The organism is Piscinibacterium candidicorallinum (assembly GCF_047549485.1).
GTDB lineage: Bacteria > Pseudomonadota > Gammaproteobacteria > Burkholderiales > Burkholderiaceae_C > Piscinibacterium > Piscinibacterium candidicorallinum.
In genome coordinates this window covers 2,676,025-2,696,636 of the sequence record NZ_CP180191.1, presented here as the reverse complement: position 1 = coordinate 2,696,636, position 20,612 = coordinate 2,676,025, and the positions used below count along the sequence as shown (strand labels likewise).

Sequence of the window (20,612 nt, the reverse complement as noted above, 5' to 3'; positions counted from 1 at the left end):
GGCCGCAAGCGGCTGCTTGGCTTGCGACCAAAGTGCCCGCACCTACGTGATATATCTTTTCCGAGCATTGATATGGGGCGCGAACGAGGCGAGTTCATCCGCGCCCGACGCGCGGCTACTTCGTCGGCTTGACCTTCTTGCCGCGCCGCGAACGTACATACCGTTCGGTCATTACCACCGATCGGTGTCCAAGTAGGGCTTTTGCATCCAGGATCCCGCGTGTTTCCGCGACGTCTGAGGCGGCCTTTGCCCTCAAGTCTCGGAACTGTGCTCTACGGATCTCAGCGGCCAGTTGCGTCGCTCCCGCGCCTTCTGCAGCATGGGCGGCGCGCAGTCTCGCCTTTTCGAAAGCATTATCTCCCGCGCTATAGCTGTACTTGCCTCCGCGATCGTTCACCAGGAGGGAAGTGCATCCTGTCGCTCGCTGTGTATTGCGGATCTCTTCCACCAGGCTCGCAAGTTCACCTTCCAGCGCGAAGGAGATCCTTTCCTCCGTCTTTGACGTCACAACGTGGAGCGCGCCGTCTCTGATGTTCTCAAGGGTCAGATCAAATAGATCGCCTGGCCGCAATGCGGTGAGGTGCCCCAGCCGAAGCGCCTGCTGAAGCGGTCGAGGTGCAGCATCGATGAGTGCCGTCAGCGCAGCATCACTGACGTACACATCGCGTGCCTTCTCCTTGTGACGCTTGACGCCACGGCACGGGTTCTGGGCGTTCGTCAGCCCCGATGCGCGAGCGTGATTGAACATAGAGCTCATCGCAGCGATCTCGCGATTTGCTTGAATCTTGCTGGCTTCACCTCTGATATCGAGATACTCCTTGACGTGTTCGGCGCGAATCGCATCGAGAGGCGCTGGTGGATTGCCGAAGTATTCATAGAGCTTGCGGAAGTACTCCTCGTAGTCCGATCGGGTACGAGGCTTCAGCGTGGAGAACCTGGTTTTCACAAAGAGCTGGAACATGTCCACAACGGTCGGTTGGGTCGGAGCGCCGTCAACAGCTTCAGCGCCCAAGGTCCTTGCTTTGTGTAGCGCATCGACCAGCGACGTACCGAGAGGAATCTCTTTGCGCGGACGCCCACCCAAATCAAAGTAGTAATACACCTTGCCAGAGCGCTGTTTGCGTGCGCGGATCCCCGGGGGCAGATGGCAGTGCTTGGTGTGCTTTCGTCCCATCTCAGCGTCCTCCCTGCCGGGCGCTGCGATGAGCCGATGTCCAAGTCGGAGGTGTCGGTGCTAAGGCGGGCGGTGCAAAGACACTGCGCGGTACGAATTGGTCTCGGTAGACGACAGGCTCGCCGCGTCTATTGATGACAAAGGCCAAACCTAAGCGCTTGAGCTCGATGATCTGGAGCTTGGCGGAGCGCGCGCCCGTGAGTTCGACCTTCTCCGGGTCGGACAAAAATGCGGGCAGCGTCAGCAGCGTGCCCGGAGCAGAAAAGCTAGACATGAATGCATCCTTCGCGAGAGGGATGCGCGTGCGTGAGCAGCCGCCGCTGGACGAGAGGAAAGGTCTTGGGTGTCACCCTGGCCGTGCGCAAAGCCGGCCGCGTGCTCCACCGGTGGACTCGCGCAAAACAGTCCGACACGACGGTGCATCTCAAGGACGACAAATGTCGGGCCTTGACTGGATTTAGAGATTGGTGATTTTGCGAGGGGCCCGGGACTCGGACGCTCGCCCGGGTCAGGCCCGAACTGGTGACGGCTAGCGCAGAGGCTGCCCGCTCATCGAACCTACAGCGTTTGCTGCGTTGTTCGCCGGTGCCGGCAAGTGCACCGAGGTAGGTGGCGCGCAACCCAACCGCGCGCAAAGTGTCTGCAAAGATAGCCGGCCACCTTGTGACACGCAAGCTTTGCAGGCTGCATGGCCGGGTTTTTGGTTGAGGTCCCCGAGGCGCCAGGATGGCCGAATTGCGGAGCAAGCCCGAAATTGCGGAGCAAAAGAAAAGCGGCTCCCACGTGGAGAGCCGCTTACAGACTGGTGGCGCTTCAGGGACTCGAACCCCGGACCTGCGGATTATGATTCCGTCGCTCTAACCGACTGAGCTAAAGCGCCTGAGCAATACATTATGGCACAAAAAAGCCCGCGACCTGGGCAGGGCGCGGGCTGCAAAGGGTCAGCGGGCATGTGCTGACCGGAGGAGTGTGCCTCAGTCGTGGGCGTAGATGTCCACGTCCTTCGTCTCCTTGACGAACAGGGTGCCGATCACGAAGGTCATGACCGCGATCACGATCGGGTACCAGAGGCCGGCGTAGATGTTGCCCTGGGCCAGCACGATGGCCGCCGCGATCGCCGGCACGAAGCCGCCGAACCAGCCGTTGCCGATGTGATACGGCAAGCTCATCGAGGTGTAGCGGATCCGCGTGGGGAAGAGCTCCACCAGCATCGCCGCGATGGGGCCGTACACCATGGTCACGTAGATCACCATGATGGTCAGGATGGCCACGATCATGAACCAGTTGAAGGACAGCGGCGCGATCGGGTCGGCCTTTGCGGGGTACTTGGCCTCGGCCAGTGCCGCGGTCAGCTCCTTGTCGAAGCGGGCCTTCTGCTCCTTGGCGTCCGGCGCCTTGCCGTCGTAGGCGACGATGGCCTTCTCGCCCACCTTGATGGTGGCCGGCGTGCCGGGCGCGGCGGCGACCTTGTCGTAGCTGATCCCCTTGCTGGCCAGCGCAGCGGTGGCGAGGTCACAGGCATTCGTGAACTTGGCCGTGCCGGTCGGGTTGAACTGGAAGCTGCAGGTGGCGGGGTCGGCCTCGACCTTGATCGGGGCGGCTGCGATGGCGGCCTCGAGCTTGGGGTTGGCGTAGTGCGTCAGGGCCTTGAACAGCGGGAAGTAGGTCAGCGCGGCAATCAGGCAGCCGGCCATGATGATGGGCTTGCGGCCGATCTTGTCCGACAGCGAGCCGAACAGCAGGAAGAAGGGCGTGCCGATGATCAGCGAGAGCGCGATCAGGATGTTGGCCGTCGCACCGTCCACCTTCAGGTAGGTCTGCAGGAAGAACAAGGCGTAGAACTGGCCCGTGTACCAGACCACGGCCTGGCCGGCCGTCAGGCCCAGCAGCGCGAGCAGCACGACCTTCAGGTTTTTCCACTGGCCGAAGGACTCGGATAGCGGCGCCTTGGAGGTCTTGCCTTCAGCCTTCATGCGGGCAAAGGCGGGCGATTCGCTCAGTTGCATGCGGATCCATATGGACACGAGAAGCAGGATGCCAGAGAAGGCGTAGGGCACACGCCAGCCCCAGTCGGCAAATTCCTTCTCGCCGATTGTGAGGCGGGTGCCCAGGATCACCATCAGCGCAAGCATCAGGCCCACGGTGGCGGTGGTCTGGATCCAGGCCGTGTAGGCGCCGCGGCGGCCCATCGGTGCGTGCTCGGCCACGTAGGTGGCGGCACCGCCGTACTCACCACCCAGAGCAAGACCCTGCAAGAGGCGCAGGCTGATCAGGATGATCGGCGCGGCAATGCCCCAGCTGGCGTAGCCCGGCAGGAAGGCCACCACGAAGGTGGACAGGCCCATCAGCAGGATGGTGACCAGGAACGTGTACTTGCGCCCCACCAGATCGCCCAGGCGTCCGAAGACCAGCGCGCCGAAGGGCCGCACCGCAAAGCCGGCGGCGAAGGCCAGCAGGGTGAAGATGTCGCGTGTGGACGGGTCCAGCGGTGCAAAGAACTGCGCGCCGATGATCGCTGTGAGCACGCCGAACAGATAAAAGTCGTACCACTCGAACACCGTGCCCAGTGACGACGCGAGGATGACCTTCTTTTCCTCCGGCGACATCGGGCGAGCGGCTGAGCCCGCGCCTACTGTGGTTGTTGCCATGTCTCCCTACTCCTTGAAAGCAGCCCCGGTCGCGGGACCATGGGTTGAAGCCTAGGGAGAACCCCTTACATAGCCCTTGCTGGAAACTGACTTACAACTTACGCTGCGTTGCAGCAATTTGGCTGCGGGTTCGAAGCACTTGGTGGCATTTGCAGCGTGTTTGCAAGGCGTTGTCTGCGGGGTCAACACCGTTGCGGGCGTCTTGAAGGGCGCAGCGAGCGCCGGCGCATATTGCGCTGCAGCAAAAAGTGTCTCGGCGGGCCCTTCCCGTGGCGGAATTTTTTTAGCGGACCCTGTTGCGGCCTGCCGCGGGTCGCGCAGCCAGTCGCAGTCCGGCGCGGCGATGGGCTAGGCCACCAGGTCTCGAGGCGCAAGCAGTGGCCATCACAGCTGATATTTTCAAACTTCTATTGAAAAGAACTCAAAAAAAGTATTTATTTTCAATCAGGGTTTGAAGGAGTCAATTGGCCACTTTCCGCTTGTGGTGCGCGGATCTTGGCCATTTTTCGGGCGAAGAATCTACGTTGCATCTCACGCTGAGAGAGGTCTGGAAAGTGCCTCGGAACGCGCCTGCCAAGGTGTGCGCGCACGCCGGCCTGTCGGTGGCCTGTTCTGCCCCGGCCTCAAGCATCGGGGCGGAGCGACACCCTCAGGCCTCCACCACCGGAATCGGCTCGTTGCTGGCGCCGGCGGTAAAGATGATGCGCACCACCAGCCCGCTGCCGCCGTGCGCCGGGTCCATCAGGCGCAGATCGGCGCCGTGCTGGCGCACGATCTCGCGCACGATCGCCAGACCCAACCCGCTGCCGTCGGTGTTGCCACCCAGAATCCGATAGAAGGGCTCCAGCACCCGCTCGCGCTCGCTCTCAGGAATGCCCGGGCCGCTGTCTTCCACCTCCAGCATGGGCACGGGCTGGTGCCAGACGCGCACCGTGATGTGCCCCGGCCGTCCCGGCGCCACCGGCGTATAGCGCAGGGCGTTGTCGATCAGGTTCTTGAGCAGCTCGCGCAGCATGGTGGGCGCAGCCAGCACGCGCACGTCCTCGTCAGAGGTCTCGAATCCCAGGTCATGGCCGCGCTGCAGGGCCTCGGGCACCCAGTCGGCCGTCACTTCGCTGGCCAGGGCGACGAGATCCACCGGCTCCAGCGGCTCGTGCGTGGCGGCCTGATTCTCCGCGCGCGCCAGACTCAGCAGCTGCGTGGCCAGGCGCGAGGCCTGCTGGCTGCCGCGCGCGATCTGCTTCAGGCTGCGTTCCAGTTCCTCGCGCGAGGACTCGCGCATGGCCAGCTCTGCCTGCATGCGCAGGCCGGCCAGCGGCGTCTTCAGCTGGTGCGCGGCGTCGGCCACGAAGCGACGCTGGTTGGCGATGTTCTCGTCCAGCCGCACCAGCACGTTGTTGAACGCCGCCACCAGGGGTGCGAGTTCCGTGGGCGCTTCGCGCAGGTCGATCGGCGTGAGGTTCGCCGCGCCGCGGTCACGCAGCTTGTCCGAGATCACATCGAGCGGCTGGATGCCGCGCGCCAGCCCGAGCCAGATCAGCAGCACGGCAATCGGCAGCATCACCAGCTGAGGGATGGACACGCCCTGAAGGATTTCGCGGGCGAGCGCCCGGCGCTTGACGCTGCTCTCGGCCACCTGCACCAGCACGTAGGCTGGGTTCGCGGCGTCGTTTGCGGCGGCTTCGGGCGTATCGGCGGCGTTGCTGCGCGTGCCTGGGGCAGACAAGCCGCGCGGCAGCTCGACCCAGGTGTAGGCCACACGCCAGTCGTCATCGAAGAAGCGCAGGTCCTGCAGGTAGATGCGCCCCGGCTCGGCTTCGCTGGGGTCGTCGTTCACCCGCGGCATCGGCAGGCTCGGGTCGCCGGCGAGGTTGTCGCCGTCGGCCTGCCGCACCTGGAAGATCTGCGGAGATTCGGCGTCGCTGCGGACGAGCCGGCGGCCCAGTTCGGCCAGCGCGACGGGGTTGGTGCCCACCCGCCGCACCTGCTCGGCCAGCGCTTCGGTAGCCACTTCAAGGCTGCGGTCGAAGGGCCCGCTGCCAATCGCCTGCGCAATCGGGTAGGTCAGCGCCACACCCAGCGGCCAGAGCAGCAGCAGGGGCATCAGCACCCAGATCATGATCTGCCCGAACAGGGAGCGCGCGGGCTTGGGGCCGTCCGCAGGCGGCGGCGGGGCCTCGATGACACCGGTGGGTTCCAGATCGATGCGACGGCGGGCGCCGCCGTGCCGCGCTGCCCAGCTTGCGCGCGCCGCCGAGGCGCCGGCAGCGTCGGCTGCAGCGCCTGGCGGGCGGTCTTCGGCGGGCAGGCCTTCGCTCATGGGGCTCGGTGAAATTCAGAACGGCGGGGCGGGCAGGGCAATCTGGCGGACTCGGTGCGGCACGCGCGCCTGCCGAATGTGCCGGGGCGGACGCTCAGGCCGCTGCACCAACTACAGCACCGAGCGTATCGCTAGACCTTCTCCAGGCAGTAGCCCAGACCCCGAACCGTGGCAATGCGAACGCCTTCGGTCTCGATCTTCTTGCGCAGGCGGTGTACGTAGACCTCGATGGCGTTGTTGGAAACTTCCTCGCCCCATTCGCAGAGGTGATCCACCAGCTGCTGCTTGCTCACTAGGCGCCCTGCGCGCGAGAGCAGCACCTCAAGCAGGCCGATCTCGCGGGCGGACAGATCCACCATCTTGTCGTTGATGTAGGCCACACGCCCCACTTGATCAAAGGCCAGTGCGCCGTGGCGCAGCAGGGTGGGGCCGCCGCCGGCGCCACGCCGCACCAGCGCGCGGACGCGGGCTTCCAGTTCCTCCAGCGCAAAGGGCTTGGCCATGTAATCGTCTGCACCGAGGTCCAGACCCTTCACGCGCGCATCGACGCTGTCCGCCGCCGTCAGGATCAGTACCGGCAAGCGGCTGTCGCGCCCGCGCAGGCGGCGCAGCACATCCAGACCGCTCATCTTGGGCAGGCCCAGATCGAGGATCAGAAGATCGAACTCCTGCGTGGACAGGGCGTAGTCCGCTTCCGTCCCGGAGGCCACGGCATCCACCGCATAGCCGGCGCGGCGCAGCGAGCGCAGCAATCCGTCGGCCAGCACGGGATCATCTTCCGCCAGCAGGATGCGCATGCAGTCTCCTCGTTGTTTTTTCGCCTGCATCGGTGCGGCGCGGCGGCGCGAAAGGCGCGCGGCGGCCCGGCAGGTCGGCTTTGTGAACTCAGTGTATCGATGCCCCGGTGTTGTGTCAGTGCACACCCGATCTGCGGTTTGGGCAGCTACTGCGGTGGATCAAGCCGCGTTCACGCACCGTGCGCGCGGCATCCAGCCGCTCCGTGCCCGCGCAAGCGTGGAGTGCACCGCCATGTCGGGCCGATGCAACACGCGAGCGGGTAGCCACGGCATGATCGCCAGGCCGCTTGCACCCTGTTAAAAACACAGTTACTGTACGAATCAACAGCCTGTGCAAGAAACCAGATCAACGCCGTGAAAGGGTCTGGCTCACCAGGCCCAGTACATCCCGGAGCGTCAAGCAATGAGTGAATCGTTCCCCGCCGCCGGCTCAGCTAAAGTGCCCGCCTCCTCGGATGACCGCAAGGCCAGCCGTGCAGCCGGCGCGATCATCCACCCCCTAGAAGGACGCATCATGGACACCAAGACGAACCCGGCTGAAAAGGCCAAGGCACTGGCCGCAGCGCTGGCCCAGATCGAAAAGCAATTCGGCAAGGGCTCGATCATGAAGCTGGGCGACGGTGCCGAGCGCGAGGAAATCGAGGTCGTCTCCACCGGCAGCCTGGGTCTGGACATCGCGCTGGGCGTTGGTGGCTTGCCGCGCGGGCGTGTGGTGGAAATCTACGGCCCGGAGTCCTCCGGCAAGACCACGCTCACCTTGCAGGTCGTCTCTGAGATGCAGCGCCTGGGCGGCACGTGCGCCTTCATCGACGCCGAGCACGCTCTGGACACCAGCTACGCAGAAAAGCTGGGCGTGGACCTGAATGAGCTGCTGATCTCCCAGCCGGATACGGGCGAACAGGCCCTCGAAATCGCTGACGCGCTCGTGCGTTCCGGCAGCGTGGACCTGATCGTGGTGGACTCAGTCGCCGCGCTCGTGCCCAAGGCTGAAATCGAAGGCGAAATGGGCGACAGCCTGCCCGGCCTGCAGGCGCGCCTCATGAGCCAGGCCCTGCGCAAGCTCACGGGCACCATCAAGCGCACCAACTGCATGGTGATCTTCATCAACCAGATCCGCATGAAGATTGGCGTGATGTTCGGCAGCCCGGAAACCACCACCGGTGGCAACGCGCTCAAGTTCTATGCCTCCGTGCGTCTGGACATCCGCCGCGTCGGCTCCATCAAGAAGGGTGAAGAGCACATCGGCAACGAAACCCGCGTGAAGGTGGTCAAGAACAAGGTTTCGCCCCCTTTCAAGCAGGCCGACTTCGACATCCTCTACGGCGAGGGCACCAGCCGCGAAGGCGAGATCATCGATCTCGGCGCCAACCTGAACATCGTCGAGAAGAGCGGCGCCTGGTACAGCTACGGCGGCAATCGGATTGGCCAGGGCAAGGACAATACCCGCGAATACCTGCGTGAGCGTCCAGAACTCGCCCTGGAAATCGAGAACAAGATCCGCGCCCACTACGGGATCACGCTGCGCAGCGCCGATCCCGCCCAAAAGGGCCCGGACGCCGCCAACGACGAGCAGGCGCCCGTCAAGCCGCGCCAGCGTCCCGCCAAGGAAGCCTGATTCGGGCAGGCTTGGAGCCCGGCGCCTGCAAACGGTGCTGGGCTGCCGGCCCTGAGCGGGTTGCAACTGATGCAAATTCGATCTGAGAGACTTATCGGTTCTCGTTTATCTATTGATCGTTGAGCTCATGTACAACTTCCGAGCGGCCGACCAGCCTCCCGTTCTTGGGTCATCGCGCAGCCGCCGGGCGTTCATGCGCCATGGTGCTCTCCTTCACACGACTCGCTGAGGTTCCTGTGCCCCGGCGGCTTGCGCGATGAACCGAAGCTCTCTCAAGCGCCCAGCTGCGCGGCGTCCGGGCAGCCGTGCCGACGATGACAACGGATTTGAACAGTTTGAAACCGCGTCAATCGACCGTTGCACCCCGGAAGGAAATGCCGCCGAAGCCGCAGCAAGCCCGCGGCGCGCGGGACCCAGCCTGCTGGCCCGAGCCATTGGCTACTTGAGCCGCCGCGAGCACAGCCGCAGTGAACTCGCTCGGAAGTTGGCGCTGCATGCCCTGGTTGCCGGACAAGACGAAGCCGCCGTAGAGCGTGTACTGGACCAACTCGTTGCCAAAGGGCTTCTGTCGGATGCACGCTTCGCCGCAAGCCTCAGCCACCGCCGCGGCCAGCGCTATGGCACGGCTCGCGTGATGATGGAACTGCGTCAGCAGGGTGTCGGTGCCGAGGTGCTGGCCCAAACGCAGTCACAGTTGAAGGACACCGAGCTCGAACGGGCCCGTGAGGTCTGGCAGCGCAAATTCGGTCAGCCTGCAGCCACGCCCGCAGAGCGCGCAAAGCAGCTGCGCTTTCTCCAGTCGCGCGGGTTTGCCAGCGAGGTCTGCTATCGCGTCGTCCGCGACAGCGACGCCGCGTAACAGCTCCGAATCGGCCTGCCGCGCGCCGCGGGCCAAGCGCCATGCCGCGAATGGCGGGTTCGGCGCCCATACACTCAACGCATGAGTACGTCTGAACGTCTTGCACCCGCCCAACCGACTCGGCGCCACCATCACACGCGAACCATCCGAATTGATGCGTACGAGCGCAGCGACGGCCTGTGGGACTTTGAAGCCCGCCTCGTGGACGTGAAGTCGGTGGACTTTCGCCTTGCAAGCGGCTTGCGCGCGGCCAACGAACCTGTCCATGACATGCTTTTGACGCTCACGATCGACCGTGCGCTGAACATCGTGGCCGCTCGGGCGGAGTCCGTCTCGGTGCCCTATCCGGGCTACTGCAACACCATCGGCCCGGCGTACGGGCAGTTGGTCGGCCTGAATCTGATGCGGGGCTTTCGCGACGCCGTGAAAACGCGCCTCGGCGGGGTGGCAGGCTGCACCCACATCACCGAGCTGGCCACACTGCTGCCGACCGCGGTCATTCAGGCTTACGCTGGCGTGGTGCTCGACACCCGTGACGCGTCCGCAGCTGAGGAGCAGTCCGTTCAACCCTTCCAACTCGACCGTTGCCACGCACTGCGGACGGACGCGCCCGCTGTGCGCGAGTTCTATCCGCGCTGGTATCGCGGCCCGACCGGCCCCGATGCCGTGGGCTGATCGGTTGGCGGAACACCGGTTGGCGCGACGACGGTTCGACCGTAATGCTGACGTCAGCCCGCACAACTAAGTTTGCGGCGCACACAAACAGCGGGCGAAAGCCGAATCAGCCGCCCCGCTAAACTGCCGCCCGCGAATTGCCGATGATGCCGAGTCGGGCATCGTCCATCAGGCGCGCACGTCGCGCCCAAGACAAGTTCATCCCACAGGACCTTCCACGGAACCAATCCCATGAAAATTCACGAATACCAGGGCAAGGAGCTGCTGCGCAAATTCGGTGTACCAGTACCTAAGGGCATCCCGGCGTTTTCTGTCGATGAAGCGATCGAGGCAGCCAAGCAACTTGGCGGTCCGGTCTGGGTCGTCAAGGCGCAGATTCACGCCGGCGGCCGCGGCAAGGGCGGCGGCGTGAAGGTGGCCAAGAGCCTCGACGACGTGAAGGCGAAGGCCGAAGCCATCCTGGGCATGCAGCTCATCACGCACCAGACCGGCCCGGGAGGCCAGAAGGTGCGCCGCCTGTACATCGAAGACGGCGCGGACATCCAGAAGGAGTACTACCTGTCCTGCGTGACTGACCGCGGCACGCAGAAGGTGGCCTTCATCGCGTCCAGCGAAGGCGGCATGGACATCGAGGAAGTGGCACACAGCCACCCCGAGAAGATCATCAAGATCTTTGTCGATCCAGCCACTGGCCTCACACACGCGCAGGGCGAGGAACTGGCGCGCGGCGTGGGCATGCCCGACGACTCGAAGGCGCAGTTCATCGACGTCTGCCAGAAGCTGTACACCTGCTATATGGAGACCGACGCGTCGCTCGTGGAGATCAATCCGCTGAACCGTGACAGCAAGGGCAACATCATCGCGCTGGACGCCAAATTCAATTTCGACGCCAACGCCCTTTTCCGCCATCCGGAGATCGTCGCCTACCGCGACCTGGACGAAGAAGACCCGGCCGAGGTCGAAGCCAGCAAGTTCGATCTGGCCTACATCAGCCTGGATGGCAACATCGGCTGCCTGGTCAACGGTGCCGGTCTGGCCATGGCGACGATGGACACCATCAAGCTGTTCGGCGGCGAACCCGCCAACTTCCTGGACGTGGGCGGCGGCGCCACGGCCGAGAAGGTGACTGAAGCCTTCAAGATCATGCTCAAGAACAAGGCCGTCAAGGGCATCCTGGTCAACATCTTCGGCGGCATCATGAAGTGCGACACGATCGCTGAAGGCGTGATCACCGCCTGCAAGGCCGTGAACCTCTCCGTGCCGCTGGTGGTCCGCATGAAGGGCACCAATGAAGACCTGGGCAAGAAGATGCTGGCCGAGAGCGGCCTGCCCATCATCAGCGCCGACACCATGGCCGAAGCTGCGACCAAGATCGTCGCCGCCGTCAAGTAATCCGGAGCCCTCCATGTCCATTTACATCAACAAAGACACGCGCGTCATCACCCAGGGCATCACCGGCAAGACCGGTCAGTTCCATACCCTCGGCTGCCAGGCCTATGCCAACGGCAAGAATGCTTTTGTGGCCGGCGTGAACCCGAAAAAGGCCGGCGAAAAGTTCTCCGAGATCCCCATCTATGCCAGCGTGGCCGAGGCCAAGCAAAAGGAAGGCGCAAACGTCAGCGTGATCTACGTGCCGCCCGCAGGTGCTGCGGCAGCGATCTGGGAGGCCGTCGAGGCTGATCTGGACCTCGTGATCTGCATCACGGAGGGCATTCCCGTGCGCGACATGCTCGAAGTGCGAAACAAGATGAAAGCCAAGGAAGCCAAGGGCGGCAAGAAGACCCTGCTGCTCGGTCCCAACTGCCCGGGGCTGATCACGCCCGAGGAAATCAAGATCGGCATCATGCCGGGCCACATCCACCGCAAGGGCCGCATTGGCGTGGTGAGCCGCTCCGGAACGCTTACCTACGAAGCGGTGGCGCAGCTGACCGAAATCGGTCTGGGTCAGTCCTCTGCCGTGGGTATCGGCGGTGACCCCATCAATGGTCTGAAGCACATCGACGTGATGCAAGCCTTCAACGATGACCCCGATACCGATGCCGTCATCATGATCGGCGAAATCGGTGGCCCGGACGAAGCTGAAGCTGCGCGCTGGTGCAAGGCCAACATGAAAAAGCCCATCGTCGGCTTCATTGCCGGCGTGACTGCTCCCCCGGGCAAGCGCATGGGCCATGCCGGCGCACTGATCTCTGGCGGTGCAGATACCGCCGACGCCAAGCTCGCCATCATGGAAGAGTGCGGTTTCAAGGTCACACGCAACCCCTCAGAGATGGGCCGCCTGCTCAAGAGCCTCCTCTGATCCCGTAGCGTCTTCGGGCGAATGCGAACGGGCCGGCTTGCCGGCCCGTTTTGCTTGGGGGTTCCAGAGACTTCTGTTGAGATAACGTGATCGCCGGGGAGGGCGAGCGATGCTGCAATGGCTCAGTGAGATCAGTTGGGTGGCAGTCGGGCAGATCATCATGATCGACCTGCTGCTGGGTGGGGACAACGCCGTCGTCATTGCGCTGGCCTGCCGCAATCTGCCACCTGCGCAGCGCACCAAGGGCATCATCCTGGGTACCGCCGGGGCGATCGTGCTGCGCGTGATCCTTGTGCTGTTTGCCGTGGCGCTGCTCAAGATCCCCTTTCTCAAGCTGATTGGCGGGCTGCTGCTGATCTGGATTGGCATCAAGCTCCTCATGCCCGAGGACGAGGGCGAGGACGGTGTCGCCAGCCCGGATCACCTGTGGGGCGCCGTCCGTACGGTCATCGTGGCCGACTTGGTGATGAGCGTGGACAACGTGATTGCGATTGCAGGTGCCGCAGAGCAGGCCGCTGGTCATCATCAGACCGGACTCGTCATCTTCGGCTTGCTGGTGAGCATCCCGATCATCGTGTTCGGCAGCCAGATCGTGCTCAAGCTGATGGATCGGTTTCCCGTGGTCATCCTGCTGGGTGCGGGTCTCTTGGGCTGGATTGCCGGCTCCCTGATTCTCGGCGACCCGGCTGTGCAGCAATTGACCGGTCCGCTTCCAGCGTCAGCAGCCTACGTCGCGGGTGGCGTCGGGGCGGCTTTCGTCATGCTTCTCGGCCGGTGGTTTGCCGCCCGAAAGTCGCGCGCACACTTGGGCGCGTGAGAGCGTCCGCGCGAGTGGGCGGCCTATCGGCGCATCGCTTGGTAGGTGGATTGACGAATCTGTATCGGTGTTGTCACATGCCCGAACATCAAGGCGCTCGCGAGGAGTGCCGCAGAACAACATGGCGGCCGCAGAGAGGGAGCCGACTTGAACTCCAAGGCTGATTTCATCCGTAAGGACTGGTTCCTCGGATTGATAGCGATCATCACCGTGCTGCTGATCGCCAATCTGACCAACGTGACCAAGCGCGTGGATGACTGGCTGTACGACGCCGCGGTTGCGAGCAATTCAAAAGCGCCGTCTGACCGTGTCGCTTACATCGCGATTGACGAGCGTTCAATCAATGCGATCGGCCGTTTTCCGTGGTCACGTGACGTGCACGCGCGCTTCCTTGACCGTCTGGCCGGCGGCCAACCGAAGAGCGTCGTCTATACCGTAGTGTTCTCCGAGGCACAGCGTGATGCCGGTACGGCAGTGCTGGATCAGCTGGGCGCACTCTACGACACAGCCAAGACGCAGTCCCTGCCCAGCCATCCGGCGCAAGGCACTATTGACCAGATGGGCGCCTTGATTGCCGAAGCGCGCAGCCGGCTGGATGCAGATGCCCAGCTGGCTGCAGCGATCAAGCGTTTGGGCAAGGTTCAGCTCGGCGCGATCATGCAGCTTGGTGAGCCCCGTGGCCGACCTGATGCCCTGCCACCCTATGTTCAGCCATCTCTGATCCCCGCGCAGCCGCAGCTGATCCCGACGCAGTCCGTCAGCCTGCCGCTTCCCAACATGGGCGGCGCCGCAACCGCTATTGGACATCTCACAGTCGTCGAAGACACCGACGGATCGGTTCGGCGTTCAGCTGCCTTCCTGAACTATGCCGAGCGTGCGTTCCCGCACCTCGCAGTGGCGTCTGTGGCGCACTATCTCAATCTGCCGATGTCGACCGTGTCGATGGGCGCAGCTGGCGTCCAGCTCGGGCAGACGCTCCTGCCTTCCACGCCCGATGGCTTGATCCTCACGCACTTCTACGCACCTCGCGACGGCCGTGCTGCGGTGGCACCGGACTCGTTTGCGGACGTGCTCAACGGCCAGGTGCCGGCAAGCAAGTTCGCGGGCAAGCTTGTCGTTGTGGGTGTCAGCGCGCCTGGATTGGCCAACACGATGATCACGCCCGTCGGACTGCAGTCCCAGGGCGAATACATGGCGCACGCGACGTCTGCACTGCTTCAGGGTGATGTGTACACGCTCCCTGCCTGGCGGACCTGGGCGCAGATTGCCGTCGTGCTGTTCATTACGCTGTACCTGATCGTGCTCCTGCCGCGTCTTTCAGCCTTGCTTGGTGCGGGCTCGACGGTCGGATTGGTCGTCGTTCTGATGGGGTTCTCGTGGTTCATGCTCAGCGCACGCATGATCTGGATCCCCTTGATGCTGCCGGTTCTTCTCGTTGTCGTTGGTCATCTGGTACTGACCACCAAGAGGTTTCTGGTGACCGAGCAGGGCAAGGAGCGCAGTGACACTGAGTCCGCAGAGTCCAACCGCATGCTCGCGCTCGCGTTCCAGGGGCAGGGCCAGCTCGACATGGCGTTCGACAAGTTCCGCCGTGTGCCGCTTGACGGCGTTCACGGACCTGCGGTCATGGAGAATCTCTACAACCTCGGCCTCGACTTCGAGCGCAAGCGCCAATTCAACAAGGCCCAGGCTGTGTATGACTACATGGCAGGTCACGATCCGAATTTCAAGGATCTCGCTGAGCGCCGCAGCCGTGCGAAGTCCATGAGTGAGACCTTGATCCTGGGCGGCAACGCCGGCCGTACCAACGCCTCGCTGATGACAGGCCAGGTGGGTGTCGAGAAGCCGATGCTGGGTCGCTACGAGCTCGAAAAGGAGCTGGGCAAGGGCGCCATGGGTGTCGTGTACCAGGGCAAGGATCCGAAGATCGGTCGCACTGTCGCGATCAAGACCATGGCCTTGTCCCAGGAGTTTGAGGCCGATGAGCTCAAGGAAGTGCGTGAGCGCTTTTTCCGCGAAGCGGAAACTGCCGGTCGGCTCCAGCATCCGAACATCGTGACGATCTACGACGCCGGTGAGGAGCATGACCTCGCCTACATCGCCATGGAACTGTTGCGTGGCAAGGATCTCGTCCCCCACACAAAGCCCGACAACCTGCTGCCGATCCCCACATCCGTGTCGATCGTGACTCGTGTAGCTGAAGCCCTGGCCTACGCACACGGCAATGGTGTGGTGCATCGCGACGTGAAGCCCGCCAACATCATGTATGAGCCAGCCTCCGGTGCAGTCAAGGTCACCGACTTTGGCATTGCGCGCATCACCGATTCGTCAAAGACCAAGACGGGCATGGTGCTGGGTACGCCCAGCTTCATGTCCCCTGAACAGCTGTCCGGTCAGAAAATTGATGGCCGCAGCGACCTCTTTTCGCTCGGCGTGACCCTGTATCAGCTGCTTACAGGAAAGCTGCCCTTTGTTGGCGAGTCGATGGCTCAGCTCATGTACAAGATCGCCAATGAACCGACGCCAGATCCGCGGCTTGTGAATCCTCAGATCCCTGCCGGGTTGGCAGCCATCATTCAGCGCGCCACCACTAAGGATCCCGACCAGCGCTACGGGACGGGCGAACAGATGGCAGCCGACCTCAAGCGGGTCATGGCGGGGCAGCAATGACGGATCGACAGGCCGTGCCCCTACGCAAACCCGTTCCGCGCGCCCAGAAATTGCGGCTTACGGCCGCGCTGCGCTCGCATCCCGGGATGGTCCGGTCTCACAATGAGGACTCGATCGCAGCATCGGTCGAAGAAGGCCTGTTTGTGCTGGCTGATGGCATGGGCGGCTACAACGCGGGTGAGGTCGCCTCGGGCATGGCCACCACGCTACTCCGATCGGAACTCGAGCGTGATTTGCGGAAGTGGCGCACTGAACTGCAGCGCGATGGCGTAGCGCGCGTTCAGGCGCTGCTGACCACGCGCGTCGCGCAAGCCAACCAAGCCATCTATCACGCGGCGCATCACCAGCCGCAATACGAAGGCATGGGTACAACCCTGGTGGTTGCCGTGTTCTCCGGGCACACCCTGAGCGTTGCGCATCTTGGTGACTCGCGCTGCTACAGGTGGCGCGACGGCAAACTGGAGCAGATCACGCGCGATCACTCATTGCTGCAGGAGCAGATGGATGCGGGTCTGATCACGCCGGAAATGGCGGCAATGTCGCGCAACAAGAGCCTCGTCACTCGAGCGCTCGGCGTGGACCCGGAAGCCGATCTCGAGATCAACAACCACGAGGTTCGCGCAGGCGATGTCTACCTCATGTGCTCGGATGGACTCAGCGACATGGTGGAAGACCATGACATTGCGGGTGTCTTCCAGGCGTTGTCGCAAAACCTCGACGCAAGCGCGGATGCGCTCGTGCAAATGGCGAACGAGGCAGGCGGGCGCGATAATATTTCTGCAATTCTTGTCCGCGCCGAGCCCGTCGAGGCCCCGGACGGGATCGTTTCGCGGTTCTTTCAATGGCTGAAGTAGTCTGCCGGCGGGTTCTGCGGCGCGCTGAGAATTACTGGGAGTGAGGTCGATGCCAAAGGTCATCCTGTCGATGGATGGACAGGTACTCAATGAGTACGCGCTGGTCAAGGAGCGGACCACGATCGGGCGCCGTCCGCACAACGACATCGCCATCGACAACCTCGCTATCAGCGGCGAACACGCGGTCATCGTCACCATCCTGAATGACTCCTTTCTCGAGGATTTGGGCTCGACGAACGGGACGATGGTCAATGGTGTGCCGGTCAAGAAGCACTTCTTGCAGACGGGCGACACCATCGAACTCGGCAAATACACCCTGAAGTTCATGGGCGAGCAGTCCGGCCGCGGCACAGGAGATGACGCCTTCGAGAAGACGCAGATCCTGCGGCCGGCGGTGTCCAAGCCGAGCCCGGACCCTGCGCCCGCGGCGCCCATCCGGCCCATGAACGCCACGCAGGAGATCCCAAGCGGCCTTCCGCCGATGCCGCCGCTCGATGAGCCCATGCCCGACACCATCTCGCCGCGGATCGCACCGTCCGCCACGCGGCAGGGGGTCATCCAGGTGTTGAGTGGTGGCAACGCTGGCCGCGAAATGCCCCTGACCAAGCCAATCACCACTCTGGGGCGACCCGGTGTTCAGGTGGCCGTCATTACCAAGCGTCCTGATGGCTACTTTCTCACCCATGTCGAAGGAACGAGCTACCCGAGTCTCAATGGCATGCCCGTATCGACTGAGGCCAAGCTCCTCCACGAGCATGACATCATCGAACTCGCCGGCGTGAAGCTCGAGTTCTTCTACCGCTAGGCGCACAGCCACCGAAGCCGGCTGCCGGCTCGACCGGAGTCACCGACGAGACCATGGGCAGCGCTGCGCATCAACCATCGCACATCGGTTTATGGCTGCGCCTGGGGTTGGCGCTGACGCTCACCGCCGTGTTCATCGTCCACGCGGCGGAGTGGCAGGGGCGCTTTTCCTGGCTCGAGGCGCTTGACCATCAGGTCCATGACTGGCGCCTTTCCGCCTTTGCGGAGTCAGCGCATGACGAGCGCATCGTCATCGTGGACATCGACGAGAAAAGCCTCGCCGCAATTGGCCGTTGGCCTTGGCCCCGCGAGACGGTGGCCTCGCTCGCGCAGCGTCTCATCGACGAGCAGGAGGCCGCCGTTGTCGGCTTCGATGTGGTCTTCTCTGACCGCGAGCTGGGGGCCGATCCCGAGCGGCTTCGCACGCTGGTTGCACGCAGCGGTGATGCTGGCGCCCGCAGTGCGGTCGACCAGATTGCCCCGCTGCTGGATACGGACGCGCTGCTTGCACAGGCGCTGGCCGGGCGCCCGGTTGTGCTGGGCTATTACTTTTCACAGGGCGAGCCGCCGCGCCAAGACGGCCAGCTGCCGGCTGCGAGCCTGTCACTCACTGAGCTTCGTGCGCCTCAGGTGGCGCTCCCGCGCTTCAATGGCTTCGTTGGCAATCTGCCAGTGATCGCCAAGTCCGCGGCGTCTGCCGGGCACTTCAACATGATCGCGGATCAGGACGGCGTGCTGCGCCGCGTCCCCATGATCGTTGAACACCAGGGGCAGCTTTACGAATCGCTGTCGATCGCCATCGTGCGCCAGGCGCTGGGCCAGCCTGCACTCGTGCCCGGACTGTCTCCTGAACGCTGGGTGCCGAGTGCCTACTCGGGGCTGGAGTCCCTGGAATTGGTTGCAGGCGGGCGCAAGGTGGTGAGCATCCCCGTTGACCGCCACGGTCGGACGCTCATTCCGTTCCGTACCGTACCTGCAGACTCCAACCGTAGCCGCGGCTATCGCTGGATCTCTGCTGCGGATGTGCTGAAGGGCACGATTCCTCCGGCAAGTCTCAAGGGCCGCGTGGTGCTTGTAGGTACCAGTGCGCCGGGGCAGGGCGACTTGCGCCTGACGCCGCTGTCCGCCTCCATGCCTGGGGTCGAGGTCCACGCCAACCTGATCAGCGGAATGCTCGACGGCAAGCTTCCGGCCGCGCCTCCCTATCTGCTGGGTGCGGAGGTCTTGCTGCTCTTGCTGACCTTCGCCGTGCTCGGCCTCGTCGTGCCGTTTGTCTCGCCCTGGGTGGCGACGAGCATGACCATTGCCACCATTGCAGGGCATGTGGGCATCAACCTGTTCGTCTACCGCGGCGCCGGTATCGCAATGCCGCTTGCCGCCGTGTTGTGCCTTTCGGTGGCCCTGTTCCTGCTGCACAGCACCTGGGGTTACTTTGTCGAAACGCGCGGTCGTCGCAGGTTGAACGAGCTGTTCCGCGCCTACGTGCCGCCGCAGCTGGTCCAGGTGATGAACGATGACCCGGACAAGTACTCCGTGAAAGGCCTGCTGGCGGGCAAATCCGCGGAAATCACGGTGCTCTGCGCTGAGATCCAGGACTTCAACGCGCTGATCGAACGCTTGCCGCCCACCGAACTGGCCGCGCTCATGAATCAGTATCTGACTGCGGTGTCAGCGGAAATCCTCGCGCACGGCGGCACGCTGGACAAATACATCGGCGATCAGGTGCACGCGTTCTGGGGCGCCCCCGTGGCTGATCCGCAAGATGCCGCTCGGGCGGTGGCGGCGGCGCAAGCCATGCGCAAGGCCGTGCTTGAACGCGTGAACCTAAGCTTTGCGCAGCGCGGCTGGCCCGAGCTGAAGCTGGGTATCGGCATCAATACCGGCAATATGGTTGTGGGGGACCTCGGATCGGTTCAGCGGCGCGCATACACCGTGATCGGAAAGGCCGCCAACGCGGGGCAGCGGTTCAGCGGCCTGGCGCGCCTGTATGGCGTCAGCATCGTCGTCGGGGAGGTCACGCGCCGCGCGTGCCCTGATCTTGTCTGGCGTGAACTCGATCGCATTCGCACCCGCGCCGATTCGACCCCCACCTCGCTCTACGAACCGCTCGGTGCGGTCTCGGACGTGCCTGAAGCGGAGCAGTCAGTCATTCCGCTGTGGCAGCAGTTCCTTCGGCTGTACCGCACGGCGCAATTCGATGCCGCCGAGATCCAGCTCAACCAGATCCGCCAGCGCGGCGAGTCTGCGCTGCAGAGCCTGTACGTCAACCGTCTCGCCGCCTTGCGGCAAACGCCGCCGGACGTGGGCTGGGACGGCGTCGCGATGGTGCGTGATCGGTAACGGACCAGTTTGCGTTCCCTGACAATCGCCAAGATTTAGCAACAAGCCTGACGAAAAATGTCAGAAGTCGGGCGTGTTGAGTCCTCAGAGCGCGTTCATTAGCGACCGAAAATCAGCAATTTTTTTATAGAAATCAATGAGTTAAGTTGTGGGCTTGCCGTTCGCTAATACACCGTCAAGACCGCTTGGGTCCTAGTCCAATCTCTCAGGAGCTTTCCATGCAACGTATGCAAAAGGGTTTCACCCTCATCGAACTGATGATCGTGGTTGCGATCATCGGCATTCTGGCCGCCATCGCCATTCCCCAGTACCAGAACTACACCATCAGGGCTCGCGTTACGGAAGGCCTGAATTTGGCTGGTGCAGCAAAGCTTGCTGTCGCGGACACGATTGGTTCGCGTCAAGGCGAAGCGATCGTCGCTTATGGTGGTACTGGCGCGACTGCCGCTGGATCCTATGGGTACGAATTCACTCCGACCCGTGATGTTGCACAGGTTCAAATCGCCGCAACGGCCGCTGTTCCGGCGGCTGGTAACGGTCGTATCACCGTGATCTTCGCAGGTACGTTCCCCGTGGCAGGTCTAACTATGGACCTTACACCCGGCAGCGGCGTGGTCACCAACGGCGTGCCGGCCGGTGCAATCACCGCGAACGCGCCGATCGTGTGGGGATGCCGCACCTCCGGCGCTGCGAACTTCAAGTTCGTACCTGCCAACTGCCGCTTCGCGATCTAAGGTTCT

At 63.4% G+C, this 20,612-nt stretch carries 16 protein-coding genes and 1 tRNA gene; 11 read left to right on the top strand and 6 right to left on the bottom strand.

Features of this window, described 5'->3' with window-relative positions; all coding sequences use genetic code 11:
* Positions 1 to 115 precede the first annotated feature (115 nt).
* The 6 genes from ACMDW7_RS12220 to ACMDW7_RS12195 form a co-directional block, all read right to left on the bottom strand.
* Positions 116 to 1,174, bottom strand: coding sequence for a tyrosine-type recombinase/integrase (locus tag ACMDW7_RS12220; RefSeq protein ID WP_377300479.1), 1,059 nt, complete (start codon positions 1,172 to 1,174; stop codon positions 116 to 118).
* Between the two features lies 1 nt (position 1,175).
* Complete coding sequence (locus tag ACMDW7_RS12215; RefSeq protein ID WP_377300480.1) at positions 1,176 to 1,448, bottom strand: DUF4224 domain-containing protein; 273 nt, start codon at positions 1,446 to 1,448, stop codon at positions 1,176 to 1,178.
* Positions 1,449 to 1,977: 529 nt separating this feature from the next.
* Positions 1,978 to 2,054 (bottom strand) — tRNA-Met (locus tag ACMDW7_RS12210).
* Between the two features lie 94 nt (positions 2,055 to 2,148).
* Positions 2,149 to 3,822 (bottom strand): MFS transporter, encoded by a 1,674-nt coding sequence (locus ACMDW7_RS12205; RefSeq protein WP_377300481.1) that lies wholly within the window; start codon positions 3,820 to 3,822, stop codon positions 2,149 to 2,151.
* Between the two features lie 649 nt (positions 3,823 to 4,471).
* The gene (locus tag ACMDW7_RS12200) at positions 4,472 to 6,142 is read right to left on the bottom strand and encodes a sensor histidine kinase (RefSeq protein WP_377300482.1); all 1,671 of its coding nucleotides are present in this window, start codon (positions 6,140 to 6,142) and stop codon (positions 4,472 to 4,474) included.
* Positions 6,143 to 6,273: 131 nt separating this feature from the next.
* Positions 6,274 to 6,939, bottom strand: a complete 666-nt coding sequence (locus ACMDW7_RS12195; RefSeq protein ID WP_377300483.1) for a response regulator — start codon at positions 6,937 to 6,939, stop codon at positions 6,274 to 6,276.
* Between the two features lie 514 nt (positions 6,940 to 7,453).
* Between ACMDW7_RS12195 and recA the strand changes: the two genes are divergently transcribed.
* From recA to ACMDW7_RS12140, 11 genes are all read left to right on the top strand, one after another.
* Positions 7,454 to 8,554, top strand: coding sequence for a recombinase RecA (gene recA / locus ACMDW7_RS12190; RefSeq protein ID WP_377302481.1), 1,101 nt, complete (start codon positions 7,454 to 7,456; stop codon positions 8,552 to 8,554).
* Positions 8,555 to 8,810: 256 nt separating this feature from the next.
* Positions 8,811 to 9,413 carry a recombination regulator RecX gene (gene recX / locus ACMDW7_RS12185; protein ID WP_377300484.1) on the top strand — a complete coding sequence of 201 codons (603 nt, stop codon included), beginning with the start codon at positions 8,811 to 8,813 and terminating at the stop codon, positions 9,411 to 9,413.
* Between the two features lie 81 nt (positions 9,414 to 9,494).
* On the top strand, positions 9,495 to 10,088 hold the full coding sequence (locus tag ACMDW7_RS12180; protein ID WP_377300485.1) for a DUF2889 domain-containing protein: 594 nt from the start codon (positions 9,495 to 9,497) through the stop codon (positions 10,086 to 10,088).
* Between the two features lie 231 nt (positions 10,089 to 10,319).
* The gene (gene sucC / locus ACMDW7_RS12175) at positions 10,320 to 11,480 is read left to right on the top strand and encodes an ADP-forming succinate--CoA ligase subunit beta (protein ID WP_377300486.1); all 1,161 of its coding nucleotides are present in this window, start codon (positions 10,320 to 10,322) and stop codon (positions 11,478 to 11,480) included.
* Positions 11,481 to 11,493: 13 nt separating this feature from the next.
* On the top strand, positions 11,494 to 12,387 hold the full coding sequence (sucD, locus tag ACMDW7_RS12170) for a succinate--CoA ligase subunit alpha (protein WP_377300487.1): 894 nt from the start codon (positions 11,494 to 11,496) through the stop codon (positions 12,385 to 12,387).
* A 109-nt stretch (positions 12,388 to 12,496) separates the two neighbouring features.
* Entirely contained in the window at positions 12,497 to 13,204 is a 708-nt protein-coding gene (locus ACMDW7_RS12165; protein WP_377300488.1) for a TerC family protein, read from the top strand.
* 147 nt (positions 13,205 to 13,351) lie between these two features.
* On the top strand, positions 13,352 to 15,874 hold the full coding sequence (locus ACMDW7_RS12160) for a CHASE2 domain-containing serine/threonine-protein kinase (protein WP_377300489.1): 2,523 nt from the start codon (positions 13,352 to 13,354) through the stop codon (positions 15,872 to 15,874).
* Positions 15,871 to 16,728 carry a Stp1/IreP family PP2C-type Ser/Thr phosphatase gene (locus ACMDW7_RS12155; protein ID WP_377300490.1) on the top strand — a complete coding sequence of 286 codons (858 nt, stop codon included), beginning with the start codon at positions 15,871 to 15,873 and terminating at the stop codon, positions 16,726 to 16,728. The genes ACMDW7_RS12160 and ACMDW7_RS12155 overlap by 4 nt, the downstream gene beginning before the upstream one ends.
* A 49-nt stretch (positions 16,729 to 16,777) precedes the next feature.
* Positions 16,778 to 17,533, top strand: a complete 756-nt coding sequence (locus tag ACMDW7_RS12150) for an FHA domain-containing protein (protein ID WP_377300491.1) — start codon at positions 16,778 to 16,780, stop codon at positions 17,531 to 17,533.
* Positions 17,534 to 17,586: 53 nt separating this feature from the next.
* On the top strand, positions 17,587 to 19,872 hold the full coding sequence (locus ACMDW7_RS12145) for a CHASE2 domain-containing protein (RefSeq protein WP_377300492.1): 2,286 nt from the start codon (positions 17,587 to 17,589) through the stop codon (positions 19,870 to 19,872).
* Between the two features lie 218 nt (positions 19,873 to 20,090).
* Positions 20,091 to 20,606: a pilin gene (locus ACMDW7_RS12140; RefSeq protein WP_377300493.1), complete on the top strand. Its 516-nt coding sequence runs from the start codon at positions 20,091 to 20,093 to the stop codon at positions 20,604 to 20,606.
* The last annotated feature ends 6 nt before the right edge of the window (positions 20,607 to 20,612 follow it).

Bases quoted from the DNA above. Each gene is read 5' to 3' on its own strand.
- ACMDW7_RS12220 (WP_377300479.1), bottom strand. From the start codon at position 1,174: ATGGGACGAAAGCACACCAAGCACTGCCATCTGCCCCCGGGGATCCGC.
- ACMDW7_RS12215 (WP_377300480.1), bottom strand. From the start codon at position 1,448: ATGTCTAGCTTTTCTGCTCCGGGCACGCTGCTGACGCTGCCCGCATTT.
- ACMDW7_RS12205 (WP_377300481.1), bottom strand. From the start codon at position 3,822: ATGGCAACAACCACAGTAGGCGCGGGCTCAGCCGCTCGCCCGATGTCG.
- ACMDW7_RS12200 (WP_377300482.1), bottom strand. From the start codon at position 6,142: ATGAGCGAAGGCCTGCCCGCCGAAGACCGCCCGCCAGGCGCTGCAGCC.
- ACMDW7_RS12195 (WP_377300483.1), bottom strand. From the start codon at position 6,939: ATGCGCATCCTGCTGGCGGAAGATGATCCCGTGCTGGCCGACGGATTG.
- recA (WP_377302481.1), top strand. From the start codon at position 7,454: ATGGACACCAAGACGAACCCGGCTGAAAAGGCCAAGGCACTGGCCGCA.
- recX (WP_377300484.1), top strand. From the start codon at position 8,811: ATGAACCGAAGCTCTCTCAAGCGCCCAGCTGCGCGGCGTCCGGGCAGC.
- ACMDW7_RS12180 (WP_377300485.1), top strand. From the start codon at position 9,495: ATGAGTACGTCTGAACGTCTTGCACCCGCCCAACCGACTCGGCGCCAC.
- sucC (WP_377300486.1), top strand. From the start codon at position 10,320: ATGAAAATTCACGAATACCAGGGCAAGGAGCTGCTGCGCAAATTCGGT.
- sucD (WP_377300487.1), top strand. From the start codon at position 11,494: ATGTCCATTTACATCAACAAAGACACGCGCGTCATCACCCAGGGCATC.
- ACMDW7_RS12165 (WP_377300488.1), top strand. From the start codon at position 12,497: ATGCTGCAATGGCTCAGTGAGATCAGTTGGGTGGCAGTCGGGCAGATC.
- ACMDW7_RS12155 (WP_377300490.1), top strand. From the start codon at position 15,871: ATGACGGATCGACAGGCCGTGCCCCTACGCAAACCCGTTCCGCGCGCC.
- ACMDW7_RS12150 (WP_377300491.1), top strand. From the start codon at position 16,778: ATGCCAAAGGTCATCCTGTCGATGGATGGACAGGTACTCAATGAGTAC.
- ACMDW7_RS12145 (WP_377300492.1), top strand. From the start codon at position 17,587: ATGGGCAGCGCTGCGCATCAACCATCGCACATCGGTTTATGGCTGCGC.
- ACMDW7_RS12140 (WP_377300493.1), top strand. From the start codon at position 20,091: ATGCAACGTATGCAAAAGGGTTTCACCCTCATCGAACTGATGATCGTG.